Origin of the sequence: Heyndrickxia oleronia (assembly GCF_017809215.1) — a bacterium.
GTDB lineage: Bacteria > Bacillota > Bacilli > Bacillales > Bacillaceae_C > Heyndrickxia > Heyndrickxia oleronia.
In genome coordinates, this window is the sequence record NZ_CP065424.1 from 1,440,565 (window position 1) to 1,457,644 (window position 17,080).

General features: G+C 32.4%; 18 protein-coding genes and 1 pseudogene. 18 read left to right on the plus strand and 1 reads right to left on the minus strand.

The genetic code is table 11. From position 1 onward, the window contains the following. Positions 1 to 12 precede the first annotated feature (12 nt). The 9 genes from I5818_RS07115 (at position 13) to I5818_RS07155 (ending at position 11,083) form a co-directional block, all read left to right on the plus strand. Positions 13 to 1,764, plus strand: a complete 1,752-nt coding sequence (locus I5818_RS07115) for a site-specific integrase (protein ID WP_078110711.1) — start codon at positions 13 to 15, stop codon at positions 1,762 to 1,764. Beyond that, positions 1,748 to 2,506, plus strand: coding sequence for a hypothetical protein (locus I5818_RS07120; protein WP_078110712.1), 759 nt, complete (start codon positions 1,748 to 1,750; stop codon positions 2,504 to 2,506). The genes I5818_RS07115 and I5818_RS07120 overlap by 17 nt, the downstream gene beginning before the upstream one ends. Before the next feature lie 21 nt (positions 2,507 to 2,527). Beyond that, a complete protein-coding gene (locus I5818_RS07125; RefSeq protein ID WP_169846931.1) occupies positions 2,528 to 2,701 on the plus strand; it encodes a hypothetical protein in 174 nt (57 codons plus the stop codon). A 231-nt stretch (positions 2,702 to 2,932) separates the two neighbouring features. Then, positions 2,933 to 5,254 carry an EcoAI/FtnUII family type I restriction enzme subunit R gene (gene hsdR, locus I5818_RS07130; protein WP_078110713.1) on the plus strand — a complete coding sequence of 774 codons (2,322 nt, stop codon included), beginning with the start codon at positions 2,933 to 2,935 and terminating at the stop codon, positions 5,252 to 5,254. Positions 5,255 to 5,405: 151 nt separating this feature from the next. Further along, entirely contained in the window at positions 5,406 to 5,768 is a 363-nt protein-coding gene (locus I5818_RS07135) for a replication/maintenance protein RepL (protein ID WP_078110714.1), read from the plus strand. 12 nt (positions 5,769 to 5,780) lie between these two features. After that, positions 5,781 to 7,226 (plus strand): class I SAM-dependent DNA methyltransferase, encoded by a 1,446-nt coding sequence (locus I5818_RS07140; RefSeq protein ID WP_078110715.1) that lies wholly within the window; start codon positions 5,781 to 5,783, stop codon positions 7,224 to 7,226. Then, on the plus strand, positions 7,219 to 8,463 hold the full coding sequence (locus I5818_RS07145; protein WP_078110716.1) for a restriction endonuclease subunit S: 1,245 nt from the start codon (positions 7,219 to 7,221) through the stop codon (positions 8,461 to 8,463). The genes I5818_RS07140 and I5818_RS07145 overlap by 8 nt, the downstream gene beginning before the upstream one ends. 234 nt (positions 8,464 to 8,697) lie before the next feature. Beyond that, positions 8,698 to 10,650: an ATP-dependent nuclease gene (locus I5818_RS07150; protein WP_078110717.1), complete on the plus strand. Its 1,953-nt coding sequence runs from the start codon at positions 8,698 to 8,700 to the stop codon at positions 10,648 to 10,650. Between the two features lie 61 nt (positions 10,651 to 10,711). Next, the gene (locus I5818_RS07155) at positions 10,712 to 11,083 is read left to right on the plus strand and encodes a GNAT family N-acetyltransferase (protein WP_078110718.1); all 372 of its coding nucleotides are present in this window, start codon (positions 10,712 to 10,714) and stop codon (positions 11,081 to 11,083) included. Positions 11,084 to 11,218: 135 nt separating this feature from the next. Here I5818_RS07155 and I5818_RS07160 read toward each other — a convergent pair whose 3' ends face one another. After that, complete coding sequence (locus I5818_RS07160; protein ID WP_078110719.1) at positions 11,219 to 11,449, minus strand: helix-turn-helix domain-containing protein; 231 nt, start codon at positions 11,447 to 11,449, stop codon at positions 11,219 to 11,221. Between the two features lie 257 nt (positions 11,450 to 11,706). Here I5818_RS07160 and I5818_RS07165 point away from each other — a divergent pair, with 257 nt between their 5' ends. The 9 genes and pseudogenes from I5818_RS07165 to I5818_RS07200 all read left to right on the plus strand — a co-directional run bounded on the left by I5818_RS07165 (position 11,707) and on the right by I5818_RS07200 (position 17,073). Next, the gene (locus tag I5818_RS07165; protein WP_078110257.1) at positions 11,707 to 12,126 is read left to right on the plus strand and encodes a hypothetical protein; all 420 of its coding nucleotides are present in this window, start codon (positions 11,707 to 11,709) and stop codon (positions 12,124 to 12,126) included. Between the two features lie 71 nt (positions 12,127 to 12,197). Further along, positions 12,198 to 12,524: a hypothetical protein gene (locus tag I5818_RS07170; RefSeq protein ID WP_078110256.1), complete on the plus strand. Its 327-nt coding sequence runs from the start codon at positions 12,198 to 12,200 to the stop codon at positions 12,522 to 12,524. Positions 12,525 to 12,534: 10 nt separating this feature from the next. Further along, the gene (locus I5818_RS07175) at positions 12,535 to 12,741 is read left to right on the plus strand and encodes a hypothetical protein (RefSeq protein ID WP_244975366.1); all 207 of its coding nucleotides are present in this window, start codon (positions 12,535 to 12,537) and stop codon (positions 12,739 to 12,741) included. A gap of 99 nt (positions 12,742 to 12,840) precedes the next feature. Next, positions 12,841 to 13,311, plus strand: coding sequence for a hypothetical protein (locus I5818_RS07180; protein ID WP_078110254.1), 471 nt, complete (start codon positions 12,841 to 12,843; stop codon positions 13,309 to 13,311). A 27-nt stretch (positions 13,312 to 13,338) separates the two neighbouring features. Continuing rightward, positions 13,339 to 13,494: a hypothetical protein gene (locus I5818_RS07185; protein ID WP_169846912.1), complete on the plus strand. Its 156-nt coding sequence runs from the start codon at positions 13,339 to 13,341 to the stop codon at positions 13,492 to 13,494. Between the two features lie 506 nt (positions 13,495 to 14,000). Further along, complete coding sequence (locus I5818_RS07190) at positions 14,001 to 14,621, plus strand: lasso peptide biosynthesis protein (protein WP_078110252.1); 621 nt, start codon at positions 14,001 to 14,003, stop codon at positions 14,619 to 14,621. 22 nt (positions 14,622 to 14,643) lie between these two features. Beyond that, positions 14,644 to 14,775, plus strand: a complete 132-nt coding sequence (locus I5818_RS26195) for a hypothetical protein (protein WP_260838897.1) — start codon at positions 14,644 to 14,646, stop codon at positions 14,773 to 14,775. A gap of 574 nt (positions 14,776 to 15,349) precedes the next feature. After that, positions 15,350 to 15,688, plus strand: a pseudogene (locus I5818_RS07195) (DUF72 domain-containing protein); the annotation flags it as partial. A gap of 11 nt (positions 15,689 to 15,699) precedes the next feature. Next, entirely contained in the window at positions 15,700 to 17,073 is a 1,374-nt protein-coding gene (locus I5818_RS07200; RefSeq protein ID WP_078110249.1) for a bifunctional metallophosphatase/5'-nucleotidase, read from the plus strand. Positions 17,074 to 17,080 lie beyond the last annotated feature (7 nt).

The following is a 17,080-nucleotide window of genomic DNA, read 5'->3' on the forward strand; positions in this document are numbered from 1 at the left end:
AAGGCGAATAGTATGGAAACAGTCAATATTATAGAGGAACTCATAGAGAATATACAAGGTTTTAATGATAATAGATTTAACTTGGAAAGTTCAATTGAGGAAGCTATAGCAGTTCTTGAACAAGAAATGAGTATAAACAAATTAAGTGAGTGCCATTTTAAAGAAAATAAATGGTACTTAGAAGCTAACTTTCTTGCAAAAAGAGTAGGAATTGATTTCGATAAAGTAAGGGAAAGTATTCAATTTAACAAAAAAATTGATGCAATAGAATTCATTGATATAGTAAAGTGCTGGACCGCCTCATTAATTGAAGAAGGATATAATTCAAATGTTGTTGTTAAAATGGTTAATGAAGGGTTAAAAGATTTTCTGGTTGTGACAAAAGGTCTTACGGAAACTAACGAAGATGAACTTGCAGATACACTTTTAAATTTATCGGAGAGTAAGAAAAGGATTGTCTGCAATAGTGCATTGAATTTTTTGGATTATTTTCCTGAATTGGGTGGAGATTATGTATCTTTATTGTATTCCGTCAAACCAGAATATCAAGGGTCCAAAGCAAGATTACTTCCCCCATCTAAGGATGTTCTTATCTTTTCTAAAGTTTTAGAAAAACATTTTTCTAAGGACCTGTCCGAATTTGAATATCTTAAGTGGTTTCCCATTTGGTTATGGTGGAATTTAACAATGTTAATTCCTATGAGACCGTCTGAGTATTGTACTATAGAACGTGATTGCCTTTTTCAAAAGGATGGTAAATTTTATATTAAATTACCTAGGCATAAACAGAAGTTTAATAACAGAAGAAACATTCAAATTCTTGACAAAATAAGCATTCCAGAAAAGTTATATAGAAAAATAGAAGAATATAAAGATAAAACAAATTCCTATGGTAGAACAGATACTTTGGTTTCTTACTTATCTATTCCACATTTTGTGGATAAAAGATATTTTCCAACCACTACATCATTTCATGATAATAAACTGAATCCATATAAGTATTCAATAAATTTTCTTAGAGATAATTTAAAGAGTTTTTATGAATACATTGTTTTCGGTGAGTATAGTGTTGGACTGTCGGAAGGTGAATCTGATATAGAAGGATTATCTATTACACAAAAGCTACGACCAGGGGATACAAGACATCTCGCATTTCTGAATTTAAATAGACAGGGCTATCATCCAGTGGAAATTGCAAGGATTGGTGGTCACAATTCGATATATTCTCAAAATCATTATTTCAATCATGTTTCTAACTTTGTAGACCTTGAGATTTTAGAGTTGATTGCTAATATTGATTTAGATAGTTATAAAAATAAAATGGAAAATTCAGGGGCAAAAAGCGACTATACGATAAGCGTTTCTTTCATTGAAAAGTATGTATTAAGACCACCGATGGCTGACGTAAAAATAAAATTGAGAGATGGCTATTGTACTGATGCTAACCAAAATTGCAAGGTGGAAGATTGTTGGGAATGTGATGCCTGGAGAATATCGGAAGAAGAATTATTAGAAAAGCATGATATTTTAGCACAAAAATTAAAGGACTCTGAATCTTGTATTAATGAAGTTATAGAGAATCTAAAAAACATATATAAGGGTATTTACAATCATATTGGAAAGGATGAATTTTATTCTTCCAACAATCCAGAGATACGAAAAGAGTTAATTAATAAATCAAAACGGTTAGATAACGCAATTAGAAAATATATCAATCTTATGAAGGTAAAAGAAAGGATTGATTCTGTTGGAAACAAGAGGTAGAAAACCAAAGGTATATCCTGAACCAGAGATTGACAAAATCATTTACCGATTTACACAAGAAGAAAAAGTTGGTGGATTAATTAGGTATTCCGAAATGTATCGGTTCACTAACAAATTGTATGAAAAAGGGGAAATACCTTATAAATTTAGTGAAGATTATTGGAGAAGGGATGGAAGACAAGGAAAAGAAAAGATAGATAAGACCAATAGATTATATGAAACTACAATTGTAAACAAAAAGACGAATGAAACTGATATTTTTGTAGATACAGAAGAATGTGTCAATAAATTCTTTACGGGTAAACCGTCTGATAAGAAAAGATTGATACAAGCTCTTAAGATTAACGAAAAAAAGGCAAAGGATTCAAATAATCTATTGTTAAAAATAGAGGAACTAAATCAGGAAATATCCATCCAAAAAGACAAGAATAAGGAATTAGTGGTATTGGTGGAACAATATCAAAAGATTTTGTTTTCATGGTTCAATGCAAGTCTAAAATCAGATGTCCCTTTAATCAATTTGATAACTACAGGGAAGTCGAGACATCCTATTATTGATTTGTTTTTTGAAACTGCTTTTTCTAAACCTTTGGAGGGTTACGAAAAATTTGAAGAATATAGGAAACAAATCAAAAATAATGACGATACAGCAGGAGTAAACACTAATCAAAGAGTTGTTACCCCAATAAAAAGAAAAAGTAGACTCCAGCAGATAACGGAACAGTTTAATCCAAACGATTAAAATTGATTTAAAGGAGTTTTTATGAAGGACTTAATACAACTTTTTCTAAAAGGGGAATTATTAGAGGATTTAAAGGAAATTGCCGATGCCAAGGAAATTAGTTTAGAAGAGGCTACAATGTATGTATTAGACTTATATCATTCAAGAGCTAAAAACTCGTTAATTCGGCACATAGGGCTTGTAAAAATGCAGTAAAATATTAATACCTATGAAAGTTTTAGAAGAACCCACCCACAATATAAATTGGGTGGTATTTGTTTTTCAAAGGAAAATAATACGTTAAAATGATTCATAAGAACCTTTATATTTCTCATTTGAGATATTGGGACTTATTATGCGATAAATATTGACTATAAAATATAAAATTACTAATAGAATTCCATTGATTAACAGTTATAATATTGATAGGGAGGAGGTTTGTTTTCAGTGGATAAAAGAAAATTGAGCGAACGTGATATTTGTACGAAATTCATTACTCCTGCTATTGAACAAGCAGGGTGGGATATAAAAAAGCAAGTAAGAGAAGAATACAGCTTTACAGATGGTAGGGTTATTGTTCGGGGAAACCTCACGACAAGAGGAAAGAAAAAAAGGGCAGATTACCTTCTTTTTTATCAAACGAATTTACCTATCGCCATCATTGAGGCAAAAGATAATAAACATGCCATAGGAGCAGGGATACAACAAGCCATAGAATATGGTGATATTTTAGATGTTCCATTCGTATATTCAAGTAATGGAGATGCCTTCATTGAACATGATATGCTTACTGGTTTAGAACGTGAAGTTTCATTGGAACAGTTTCCTTCACCTGAAGATTTGTGGCAACGATATAAACAATTTAAAGGAATAACGAAGGAACAAGAAGAGCTTATAACAGAGCCTTATTATTATACAATAGGGGAGAAAACCCCACGTTATTATCAATTAAATGCCATTAACCGTACTATCGAGGCTATTGCCAAGGGGCAAGACCGTATCTTATTGGTGATGGCAACTGGCACAGGGAAGACCTATACTGCTTTTCAAATTATTTGGCGATTGTGGAAAGCTGAAAAGAAAAAGAAAATCCTTTTCCTTGCTGACCGAAATATTTTAGTTGACCAAACTATGCAAAATGATTTCAAGCCCTTCCAAGGGTTTATGACAAAGATTGAAAATCGCCAAATGGATAGTAGTTATGAAGTATACTTAGCTTTATATCAACAGCTTTCAGGTAACACAGATGAAATGGAGATTTTTCGTCAGTTCAGCCCAGACTTCTTTGATTTAATCGTAGTTGATGAAGCTCATAGAGGAAGTGCAAGAGAATCTTCAAGGTGGAGAAAAATTTTAGAATACTTCCATAACTCCACTCAAATCGGTTTAACTGCTACACCAAAAGAAACGGATAAAATCAGTAACATTGCTTACTTTGGCGAACCAGTTTATACCTATTCCCTCAAACAAGGCATTGAGGATGGCTTTTTAGCACCTTATAAGGTGATTCGTATTGGTATTGATAGGGATTTAGAGGGGTATCGCCCGACCAAAGGACAATTAGATAAGTATGGTCAAGTAATTGATGATAGGGAATATTATCTTACGGACTTTGATAGAGATATTGTCTTGGAAAAGCGAACGGAATTAGTAGCTAAGAAAATAACAGAGTTCTTAAAGAAAACTGACCGTTTTGCTAAAACCATTGTCTTCTGCATTGATATTGAACATGCGGAACGCATGAGACAAGCATTAGTAAATGAAAATGCCGATTTAGTAGCACAGAATCCCAAATACGTTATGCGGATAACAGGTGATAATGCAGAAGGTAAAGCACAATTAGATAATTTTATTGATGAAGAAAGCCTTTATCCGACCATCGTTACGACAAGTAAATTAATGACAACAGGGGTGGATTGCAAAACCTGTAAACTCATTGTGTTGGATAATCTCTTTGGGGAAAATGGTATGACAGAGTTTAAGCAAATTATCGGTCGTGGAACACGTCTAAAACCTGAATATGGTAAAGAATATTTTACGATAATGGATTTCCGTAATGCTTCTCGATTATTTGCAGACCCCAATTTTGATGGTGAACCAGTCCAAATATATGAACCAGATGAAGGCGATGACATTGTACCACCCACGCCTCCTGGTGGTAATGGAGATAATGAAGATGACAATGATGATGGAGACGGTGACGGTGAAAGAAAGAAAAAGTTCTATGTAGCTGATGCTGGTGTCCAAGTCCTTAATGAAAGGGTTCTCTATTACGATAAGGATGGGAAATTAATTACAGAAAGCCTAAAAGATTATTCTAAAAAGACTATCCTAAAGGAATATGCTACGTTAGATGATTTTATTAAAAAGTGGAACAGTGAAGACCGTAAACAGGCTATTATTGATGAATTAAAAGAACATGGTGTCCTTTTAGAAGCTCTTAAAGAAGAAGTTGGTCAAGACTTTGACGAGTTCGACCTAATTGCTCATATAGCGTTTGATATGAAGCCTCTGACACGTTCAGAAAGGGCTAAGAAGGCTCGGAAGGAAGATTACCTATCGAAATATTCAGGAGTAGCCAGAGAGGTGTTAGAAGCCATTATAGACAAATATCAAGATGAAGGTCGATTTGAATTTGAGGATGTAAAAATCCTGAAGTTTAAACCTTTTGACCAATTCGGCAATCCTATGAATATTGCAAAGGAATTCGGTGGAAAGGATAAATATATCCAAGCTATGAAAGAGTTAGAGAAAAATTTGTACGGTTAAGAGAAGATGCTCCCTAAGTTGGGAGCATTTTTATTCGACCATATTAAACAAAATCAGGGTTGTATTAATCTTAACAATAAAATATAATCAAAATATATTAATTTTATTCATTGAATTTGATGAATACACTCTGCTAAACGGAGGTGTTTCTATGCAGGAAAAAGAACAGTTTTTAAAAGTACAACACTTTTTGGAAGATGTTCTTGTTCTTCATGGGGTGTCGAAGAATATGTCCCAACTACTTTTTGAGTTATTTCCCTATATTAACCCCGAAGGGCATATCATTATAAATTCTTTCTTAAAAAAGGAAATAGCTGAAAAAACAAAAATGAGTAAGGGAACAATTGATAATACCCTATCTAAACTGAATGAGGTTGGTCTTTTGATACGATTAGACAGGGGAACATATGAACTTCATCCAGTCATACATGAAGCAAAGAAATTGTTAAAAAATAAAACTGCAACCATGAAAATTTCTTACAATGAACAAAAACGAAAGATTGAAACGGATTAGGAGGAGATTAATTTGTCAATAGAAACATTAATAAAAAGAATTCAAAATATAATGCGTCAAGATGCAGGGGTAGATGGTGACGCACAACGTATCTCCCAACTGGTATGGATGTTATTTCTAAAAGTTTATGATGCCAAAGAAGAGTTTTGGGAATTTGAAGAAGATAGTTTTGAGTCCATTATCCCAGAAGAATGTCGTTGGAGAAATTGGGCGATTGACAATAAAGATGGTGAAGCATTAACTGGTGACAAATTATTGAATTTTGTGAATAATACATTATTTCCTGCCCTTAAAGAGCTACCAGTAGATGCTTATACTGAAAAGCGAAAAGCGATTGTTAAGAGTGTTTTTGAAGATGCAAATAACTATATGAAAAACGGTACATTGCTTCGTCAAGTAATTAACATTTTAAATGAAGTGGATTTCACCGAATATGAAGATAGACACGCCTTCAATGATATATATGAAAATATTCTGAAAGACTTGCAATCGGCTGGTTCAAGTGGTGAATTTTATACTCCACGCCCATTGAGTGAATTTTTGGTAGAGATGGTACAGCCAAAAGTAGGAGAAAAAATAGCAGACTTTGCCTGTGGTACTGGTGGGTTTTTAATTTCTGCATTGGGTTATATGGATGACCAAATTAAGACTCCAGAGGAAAAAGAAATCGTTCAACAAAATTTGTTTGGAATAGAAAAAAAACCACTTCCGTATTTACTTGCCATTACAAATATGATTTTACATGATATTGACTCACCTAATATTTTGCATGATAATTCCCTTGCGAAAAATGTTCGAGATTATAAAGAAGATGACAAGTATGATGTCATTATCATGAATCCACCATATGGGGGTATTGAAGAGGAATCAATTAAAATTAATTTCCCAGTTGCTTTGCAATCTTCTGAGACAGCAGACCTGTTTATGGCATTAATTCTATATCGCTTAAAAAAAGATGGTCGTGTTGCAGTAGTTCTTCCGAATAATTTTTTATTTGGTGATGATAATTCTAAAGTTGCAATTAAAAGAAAGTTATTAGAAGAATGCAATTTGCACACAATTGTTCGTCTCCCTAAAGGTGTGTTTGAACCTTATACTGATATTCCTACAAATCTTCTGTTTTTTGATAAAACAGGTTTTACTACGGATATATGGTATTTTGAACACCCACTACCAGAAGGGTATAAAAAATATTCAAAGACTAAGCCACTTCTGATAGAGGAATTTTCTCTTGAAAAAGACTGGTGGAACAAACGAGAAGAAAATAAAAATGCTTGGAAAGTAACTGTTGAGGAAATTGTAGAAAGGAATTATGACTTAGATATAAAAAACCCAAATTCTACTGAAGCAAATTCAGAAATGAAATCATCGGATGTAATAATTAAAGAAATCAAATCATCCTATAGTAAGGTCTTTGAAGCAATTCAAAGGTTACAGGAGGAGATTGATAATGAATAAAGTTAAGATTGGAAAACTGCTTACCAGAGTAAAGGATGCTATTTTACTTGAAGATAATGAAGAATATAAAAGAGTCACGATTAAAACAAAGGGTCAAGGAGTTTTATTGAGAGATAGAAAAAAGGGGTCAGAAATTGGTACAAAACGCCAATTCTTAATAAGGGAAGGACAGTTCCTATTATCTAAAATTGATGCCAGATATGGTGCTTTCGGAATCGTTGGACAGGATATAGATGGTGCAATAATTACAGGGAATTTTTGGACTTACGAGGTAAATAGTGATATTCTCAATATAGAATGGTTTAATTTATTTGTTTCTTCAAGCAAGTTCATCAAAATTTGCGAAGAAGCGAGTTCAGGGACAACTAACCGAAAGTATCTCAATGAAGAGAAGTTCTTAAACTATGAACTATTTTTGCCTTCAAAATCGGAGCAAGATGCATTTGTAAATAAATGCTTTAAGTATAAGAATAAAGTTGATTTAATAGCTAATGAACTGGATAAACAAATAGAAAACGTAAAAATGCTAAAGGAACAATTACTCGAAGAGGCTCTGCAAGGTTTCTTGACGGATAAAGAGAAAACTGAAATTATAAATTTTCAATCTGTACAAGGGCAAATTGGTAATGAGAGTAATATCCCTCTGAATTGGAAATGGAAAAAAATCAAGGATGTAGCAGATGTAAATCCAAGAAATAAATTGGATGATGAACTTGAAGTTTCTTTTATTCCAATGGCTCTCATAGAAGATGGATATAGTAACAAACATTCTTCAGAAATTAAAAAGTGGAAAGAAATAAAGAGTGGCTTTACACATTTTAGAGAAAATGATGTTGTAGTTGCGAAAATTACTCCATGCTTTGAAAATAGAAAATCTGTTGTAATGAAAAACTTAACCAATGGTTATGGAGCAGGAACAACAGAGTTGCACGTATTACGTTCACATGAAATTGTTCTACCAGAATATTTGTTGTTAATTGTAAAGTCTAAAAGTTTTATTGAGAGTGGAGTAGCTACTTACACTGGAACTGCGGGACAACAACGTGTAAAAAAAGACTTTGTATCAAACTTTAGTTTTCCCCTACCGCCAATAGAAGAACAAAGAAAAATAGTCAATAAATTTCAAAACATGATAGAATACTGCGAAGAAACTCACGAAGGCATTATTAAAACGAAAAGTGAAGTATTAGAACTTTACGAAACGATTAAAAGTGGAATTGTTTTTTTAGAAGAATAAATAGTAAGAAGGACAAGTATATAACTTGTCCTTTTGTATTAACAATCAATACACCTTCCATGAGAAATGGAAAGGATTTTTACGAGAACGACCAGAAAAATTACCCTTTTTGCCAATATGGAGCTTTGGGGTGATGTTTTCTTTTTTTAGGAAAAGATTTAGAGATAAAAGTCGAAATATAGGGAAATATGTTACAATAATATCAATAATTATTGAATTGAAGGAGTGAGGAGAATGAAGCTAAGTAATATAGAGATTAAAAATTATAAATCAATTAGCTGTATAGAAGTACATATAGACTCCTTAACGGCTATAGTTGGCAAAAACAACTTTGGAAAGTCTTCAATTTTGGATGCCATACAATGCTTTTATGGAGAAAAAAATATTGATGTAGATAACTTTCACTTAGGAACTGACGAGGATATTGAAATTAAAGTTACCTTTGATGATATTACTGAATCAGATATTGAAAGATGCTTTGGTTATAAATCTATGGTATCTAAAACTAATATAAATATAAAAAAAAGACCAGATGATGAAAAGTATGCTAAGAAGCAATTTGAAAAATTAAAGGATGATAGAGAAAAAAAGTTTCAAGAGACAATTGAAAAGTACAATTTAGATTTTCCAAATAAATGTACAACAACAGTTACTTTTTTATATTTAAAGAATGGAAAATCAAGTTATAAGATTGATGAAAATGTAAACATTACGAAAACAGATTTGTTTAAATTTTTACCACCAATAAAAGTAATTTCCGCAATTAGAACTCCAGACAAAGAAACTACAGCAGGAACTAAATCCAACCTCAAAGAGTTAATATCCTTACTTCAAAGTGAAAATGATGCTTCAGATTATATAGACTTGCCTAATATTGATGGGAAATTATCCTATGGGGAAATAAAAACACTTATTTCTCAAAAAGAAGAAGAAAAATGTCAACTTTTATCTAAAGATTTAACAATTAATTTCCAAAACGCAATAAATACTGATTCCTTATCCGTTAAGGTTAAAATTGATAATTCATTCAAATTTGATTTTAAATATAAAACTGTTTTAACGGATAAGGACGTTCCAGGTAGAGAGGTAGATATCCTTTTCTGCGGAACAGGTCTCCAAAGTATGATGATTCTTTCAATCCTACAATCTTATATAAAGCTAAAGAAAGATGATGACTTTATTTTATTGATTGAGGAACCAGAAGTCTATTTGCATCCTTCTTTGCAAAGGAAAATGATTAATACGTTACTTAAAATCAGTGAACGAAATCAAATTATTTTAACTACCCACTCCCCGATTATCGTTAGTAAAATTGATAAAGGGAATATTCATTGTGTAAACAAGGATAAGGGAGTAACTTCATTAGTAGAAGCAACAGTAGAAAATATAGTACAAGAATTAGGAGTTCAAATATCTGATATTCTAAACAAACAAGCAGTAATGTTTGTTGAAGGTAAAGATGATGCACGTTTATTTAGTCTATTAATTAATAAAATTGCAAATCATAAAGGATTAGACTCAAATTTCTCTGAGAGATATATTGATATTATTCAAACAGATGGTTTTGATAAAATGAGTTTCTATGCTAATGCTCAAATTCTGCATAAGGATGCTGTCACAGCTCCATATTGGGTAATTACTGATTCAGATGGTGAGCATGTTGAGGACAGGAGAAGGGCTTTAATGGAAAAAGGAAAAGCCAATGGTCTGAGCATAAGGGAAGAGCAATTTAAAATTTTATCGGAGTATGCCATTGAATCATATTTCTTAGACTCTAATCTATTAAATATTGTGTTTGAATTTGAGGATAAAGATTCAACCCATTTATGTGGTTTATACTTTCAAAAATACGAAGAAGCATTGGGGAATTTAAGGGAAGGCAAAAGTAAGATGAATAAAAAAGCCTTTAGAAGTAACTTTAAGCCCAAAATAATGTTTTCAGATTTGGATAAACCAGAAAAGGCAATTGAGATTATCTTAGATAATAATTATGGTGCAGACGATGGGTTTAAAAAGTCGAGAAAAATACTGATAGAGAAATGGAATAATCACAGTGACCCGATTGATTTCTTTATCAGACAATTAGATTATTCAGTTCTTATAGAATCTAAAATGAAAGAGTTAATGGTTCATTTAGAAGAAATCATTGTCTTAATTAGTGGCGAAAGAGAAAAAGTTTTGGATTAATTCCAACCAATAATTATTAGTAGAATTTAGAAGAAAGCAAAATATTGAAGGTGGAGAATTAATGAGATTATTAGATTGCACTAAAGAGGAGTTAAAAATTTATAAAGAAAAGTTCGATTTAAAATTAGGAACATGGGATATGGCAGAGCCAGAAGACATATCTATGATTGAAATTGACGGTGAAATTGTTGCTCTAATAGAGTTTTCTATTGGTATGTATGGAGAAAATAGTGTACAAATAGATAACTTTGAAGTTTTTAATAAAGGGAGAGGTATTGGTAGTAAAATTGTTGAAGAACTAACAAAAGACTTAGAAGGAGCAAAAGTTTACTTATATCCGTATTCTAAAAAAAGCGATGCATTTTGGAAGAAATGCAAATTTGAAGTTTTCGATGATGGGACAGGAACACCAATACTTTGCTATCAAGAATAAGCCTGTGTTCAACTTTTAGGGAATTTTGAGTAGAACAAGAAATAAAAAAAAGAGGACATCATTATAGAAGTCCTCTTTAAATTTAATGATGAATCAACAAAACAACTAACATATCCTAATAAAAAGTGGAAAAACTTATAATTCCCTTTCCATTTCACGAAAAAGTTCCGATGTTTTAACTTCTAAGCCTTCCGCAATTTTAACGACATTTATTAATGTAACATTCCTTATACCTCTCTCCACCTCACTAATATAAGTTCTATGAAGGCCCACTATTTCAGCAAATTTTTCTTGAGAAATGTTTTTTGAGAGTCTTAGTTTTCTTACAGTAAGTCCGAATTGAGTTTTAACATACTTATCTTCCATAGTTTCAATTTAAAAAAATGCAGACTATATATCTACAGACTATGAGTGACATTTTGTGAAATGTTGACTATAATAGATAAGGATTATTAAAAATTTTTTCCTGAAGTAAGAGGTTGATTAGATGAATAGTTCAAGGCTGACTATCGTAAATGATATATATAACAAAAACACTTTATTTCCTTCGGGGCTAAAGTGTTTTTTTGTATCCTATCTTACTTGGAGGAAATAGTAAATTATTTTTTACAGGGGGAGTCACTTTGAAAATAGAAAATTGGGCTTTAGAAAAGGAGAATAAAAATACTGCCTATTTATGTATCTCTATGAGTGGAGAAGGAAGAAAATTCACCTCATTAATGACAAGTATGGAGGAGATGAAAATTGAGAGGAAAATAGGAGAACTTAGTTCTTATCATTCCGATGATGGGAAGTTACAATGGCATAGAAACAGAGTATATATTGATAGGAGACATCAAATAAATTTCTTTACGATGAATGGTGATTTGCAGATTGTTATTGGCGAAGTTACTCTAAGTATTCGTGATTTTGAAGCTAAAAGTAAAATTAAAGATTTTACAAACTTAACAATAGCAATAACTTTAGAAGCTGTAAGTCCTGTATTGTGTGTAAAACCCTGGGAGTTACTTAATTTTATCGTCATTAAAGACATAAAGAAATGATTATGTAATGGATATAGTGATAGGTTTTTATTATGGATAATTTATCCATTAGCAGATAGGGGGCAGTCTTTATGGATAGGATGGATGAATTGATTAATTCATGGCAATTAAACCGAGCCTTCAATGAATTTTGGGAAGATAAAAATGACTCTATTAATAGAATATACGAAAATATCCAGAATCAATTAAGAGATACCTTCTTTACTGGATATCAGGTGGGGTATGAAAATGGACATTTTGATGGAATAACGGATGCAAAATTAAAAATGATGGTGAAATTGGCAGTACATAAAAATTTTGATGATAATACAATTTTAAAAGTGTTGGAAAAAGAAAATGAAAAAGATTATGTAAAAGCACTTAATGAAATTCGACAGAAGCAAATGAACGATTATTAAGGAGAGAGTGGTGAAGAAAAGAATGAAGAATGAGCAAGAAATACCAAAAGAATATTGCCCATATTGTGGTAAAAATTTGATAAGAGTGCTCTCGAAACAAGAACAAAAGAAATACAATCTTGTTTATGTAAGTGAAAAAATCGGTATTTCCAATAGGGATTCAATCATTGCCTGGGAATGCCCTTATTGCTCTAAAACTTGGAAAAGGGAATTTTGACTTTGGATATATTGTCATTTATCTATTCTATGGTTCATAGAGTTAAAAGGTTTAAAACAAGGTATAAAAAACAAAAGAATAAAGTTAAGGAGATTTGCGATGGAGCTAATACCTAAAAGAGAACCACAAAAGATAACATATAAGCAAGTACAAGAATATGTACCCGAAAAAATGGAGATGTACGAAAACAATCTGTTTTTTACCGAAGGAGAACGAATCAAAATGCTTTTGATATTATTGCAAAATGTCGGATTAGAGACTATGGTAAAAAACTTGCCGATAAAAACCCGAAAGGAGTTGGAAAAAGTTATGGAAGAAATTGAAATGGAACGAAAATGTAAAGAAATTGTAGAACAAGTGGTTTCACAATTTGGTCGTTCGCTCAACATGAATCACGAGTATCAATATAACAAGAAAAAGAATACTTTATTTATTTATTGCCATATTCTCGATACGGATTCTCTTTGGTTTTATCGTTATTTTTACGACAATAAAAATGATAAATTTATCGAACAAGAGAAACAAGGATTAGAATCTGCAGATACAGTACGAAGATTAATGAATAAATAAATTGTTATTTTTGGAGGATTGATTGATATGCCAATTCAGGTTGTCATCCCTACTGACAAAAATAAATTGGAACAACAGATTGAAGCGTTGCAATATTTGTTGCAACAGGATATTAATGATAAAGACAGAGAAATTCATTCTAAGGCAATTACCTCATTAAAAGAGGCATTTGATAACTTATAGCATATAGGAATTGTATCCTCATGATATTTATGTAACAAGGAGTAGGAAACCTGTAAAGTTAAATCCCTACTCTTTGTTTTTTTCAAAGGGTCTCCAAAACTATTGTATATGGTTGCATCGGACATCTAATGCAAAAAGAATTTTCCGAATGAAGTGAGAGAGTATGTACAACAAAAGCGTGATAATCGAAAGCCTTTGTCATTGAAAAATAATGAAAATATTAACAGTAATTAATCCCCTATAAAGTAACAAGATGGTTAATATACTGGAAACCTAACTATTTTTATTGTAACATTAAAGTGACAACGATACTGGACATTTATTGTTGTCCGTATAACCGAGCTTTAATAGTTTGGTTCATTGAAAAATAGGATTGTTTACGAGAACGACCAAGATAAAACCACCTTTTTGCGGAGCTTTAGGGTGGTTTTTCCCTTTCTTACTTTCAGTAGGGTGATGAATTAACCAAGAATCATTAAACAAATATCAATTAAGAGGAGAAAAAGATGATTCCACATTTTAATAGCAAATTAGAATTTCTACAATACCTATCTAACGAATGCATTCATAATATTGAAAAAATACAACTGAAACATCCACAAGAAAAAGGGATTCAAAAGGCATATGCTTCTACTTTAAACTATTTAGCAAAAACTGAAGAAGCATCAGGGGGGTGTCATTTGATTTCCGTTATGTTACATATTTTGTTATCTGAGCAAGGCATCGAAAATGAATTGGTAATAGGGGAAGTGGAGGACTATGAAGCCAATACGCAATTTAGTCATTCTTGGGTTGAAGTAGATGGGGAAATATTTGACCCTGCAATCATGCACACATTGGATGGAAACGTACATCCACCAGTTTATAATAGTGTAAAATTGACACTCGAACCGCCTACTATGGAGTACGGTGTGTCGGAAAACAAAGACGCATTGGATAAAGATGCTAAGCGACTATTAGATATGAGTGTGACATCTTATCTTGATGCGATTAAAGATTACGGATACCATAAGAATTTTTTGTGGGATGAAATATTAAAAGCAGGAATCGGTATTATTGGCTACTCCAATTTATCGAGGCTTCGCAAGAAGTACGATAGTCATTTTAGAGTGTTAAAAACGAAATAAAATATAGCGAAGGTGGTAAGTTATGACGCTAAAATGTAAGAATGCGACTAACCCAACCAGAAGACCAATGTCTGTGCCGATGAAAGAGGCACTTGAGGACTTAAAAAAAATGAATAATAAAGTATTACGAGTTATCGCTAAAAGGGGCTTTTAAGGAAAGAAGAATATTTAGTGATTGTCCTTTTTCTTCCTTATTATATAGGTGGATAAACAGGGGTAGGATTTAAATTGGGTTTGTAATCGCTGTTGTCTTTGTAGTAATCTAAAAGTGGAGACCGACACAGTACATTCAATATCCTATGTAACTGAACCCGAAGGGTTTGGTTTATCGAAAAGATTATGAAAGAGAACAACCACAGAGACCACCTTTTTGCCTTTGCGGAGCTTTGGGGTGGTTTTCTCTTTCTTTATGACAACATGAATTCTTCGGAGGTATCACATGTTGGATAATAAGCAAGAAATCTTGTGAAGGAGAATGGCTTCGTCGAGACAGATAGATGTTATTTGATAGAGAGTAGAAAGAACATTAAATTAAAGAGTCTGGAGTTAGATTGAATTTTTTACAAAACATTGTATGAAAAATACAAAAATCTGAATTATTATACATAAAAAATTTAAGGAATTGTGCTGAAAAATTTATTTCACACATGCTCCACTTGGGGGAAATTGATACAACATATGATAGTAAAGGAAAAACTTAATTTCACCCAAATAAATATCTAATATAATGTGACGAACCACAAATAGGTCAAGGATCCGTACCTACAATCTTGAAAGCTACCCATCCATTGAAAACGCTCGTACGTTTTCATGGAAGAAATGTTTACGGGTGGAGGAAGCCACATAACGGAAATTGGCGGGAGGTTCGCTATTTGTATCGTTATAACCATCAGGAATTAACTGAATGGCAAGAGAGGATCCTATTGTTGGAAAAACAAAGCGAAGATATTTATATCATTTTTAATAATAACTCTGGTGGAGATGCAGCAGATAATGCAAAGCAATTAATTAACATACTTTCAATTGAATATAGTGGATTAGCGCCAAAACAATTAGATTTATTTTAGGAGAGTTATTCATGCTTGAAACCATCCATATTTACCATACGAATGATATTCATAGCCATCTTGAAAATTGGCCAAGAATTAGAGATTTCCTTATGAATAAAAAGATGGTACATCGTGACCATAGAGAAGATTGTTTCCTATTTGATATTGGAGATCATGTTGATCGGTGGCATCCTTTTACAGAAGCTACTATTGGCAAAGGAAATATTGGGCTGATGAATGCAGTTGGTTATACAGCAGCTACCATCGGAAATAATGAGGGGATCACCTTATCGCATCAGGAATTAGATTCTCTTTATTCTGATGCTGATTTTGATCTAATTTTAGCAAATGTATATGATAATAAAATGAATCGTCCTAATTGGACTGTCCCACATCAGATTTATCATTCAAAAGGTGGACTAAAAATAGGGGTTACAGCTGTAACAGCTTATTTCCAGCAACTCTATGAGCTTTTAGAATGGCATGTTGAAGAGCCTTTTAAGGAGTTGCATAGTCAAGTAAAAGAATTGAAAGAACAAGTCGATGTTTTGATCTTACTGTCCCATTTAGGTATCCATGATGATGAGAAAATCGCAACATTATTTCCAGAAATAGATTTGATATTGGGGGGACATACCCATCATATATTGGAAAAAGGGAAACTAGTTGATCGAACCTTATTAGCTGCCGCGGGGAAACATGGAAAGTTTATTGGGCATGTTAAACTTGAAGTTGATCTCGATAAAAAGATCGTTACGGATAAACAAGCGCAGTTGAACGAAACGGCTAAATTACCTCCGTCGCAAAATGAAAAAGAGGAAATTGCAGATTTTTATGAAAAGGGTAGAAAACTATTGTTTCAAGAGATTGTACGATTGCCAGAATCGCTATCTGTTGAATGGTTTAAGGAGTCCCAGCTAACGGTTTTGCTTTGTGAAGCAATTGAAGAGTGGTGTGACGCAGATTGTGCTTTTATTAATGCTGGTTTACTTCTCGATCATTTAGAAAAAGGAATGGTCACAAAATATGAGCTTCATAAAATTTTACCTCACCCGATTAATCCATGTTTAATTGAATTAAATGGAAGGGATTTGCATAGTGTTATTTTGCAAACCCTTGATCCGAAATGGCCAAAATTAGAACTGAAAGGCCTGGGCTTTCGTGGAACTATTTTAGGTAACTTTGTATATACCAATATATCTATCGAAGGCAGTGATATGTACATTAAGGATCAAAAAGTTCAATCTAATAAAATGTACAAACTTGGAACCATTGATATGTATACCTTTGGCCATTTTTTCCCTGAATTATATTTGGCTGATAAAAAATATTTTCTACCCGAATTTTTGCGAGATGTTATGGAATGGAAACTAAAAAAGGAATACAAAAGTGAAAAGCAGTAACCATATC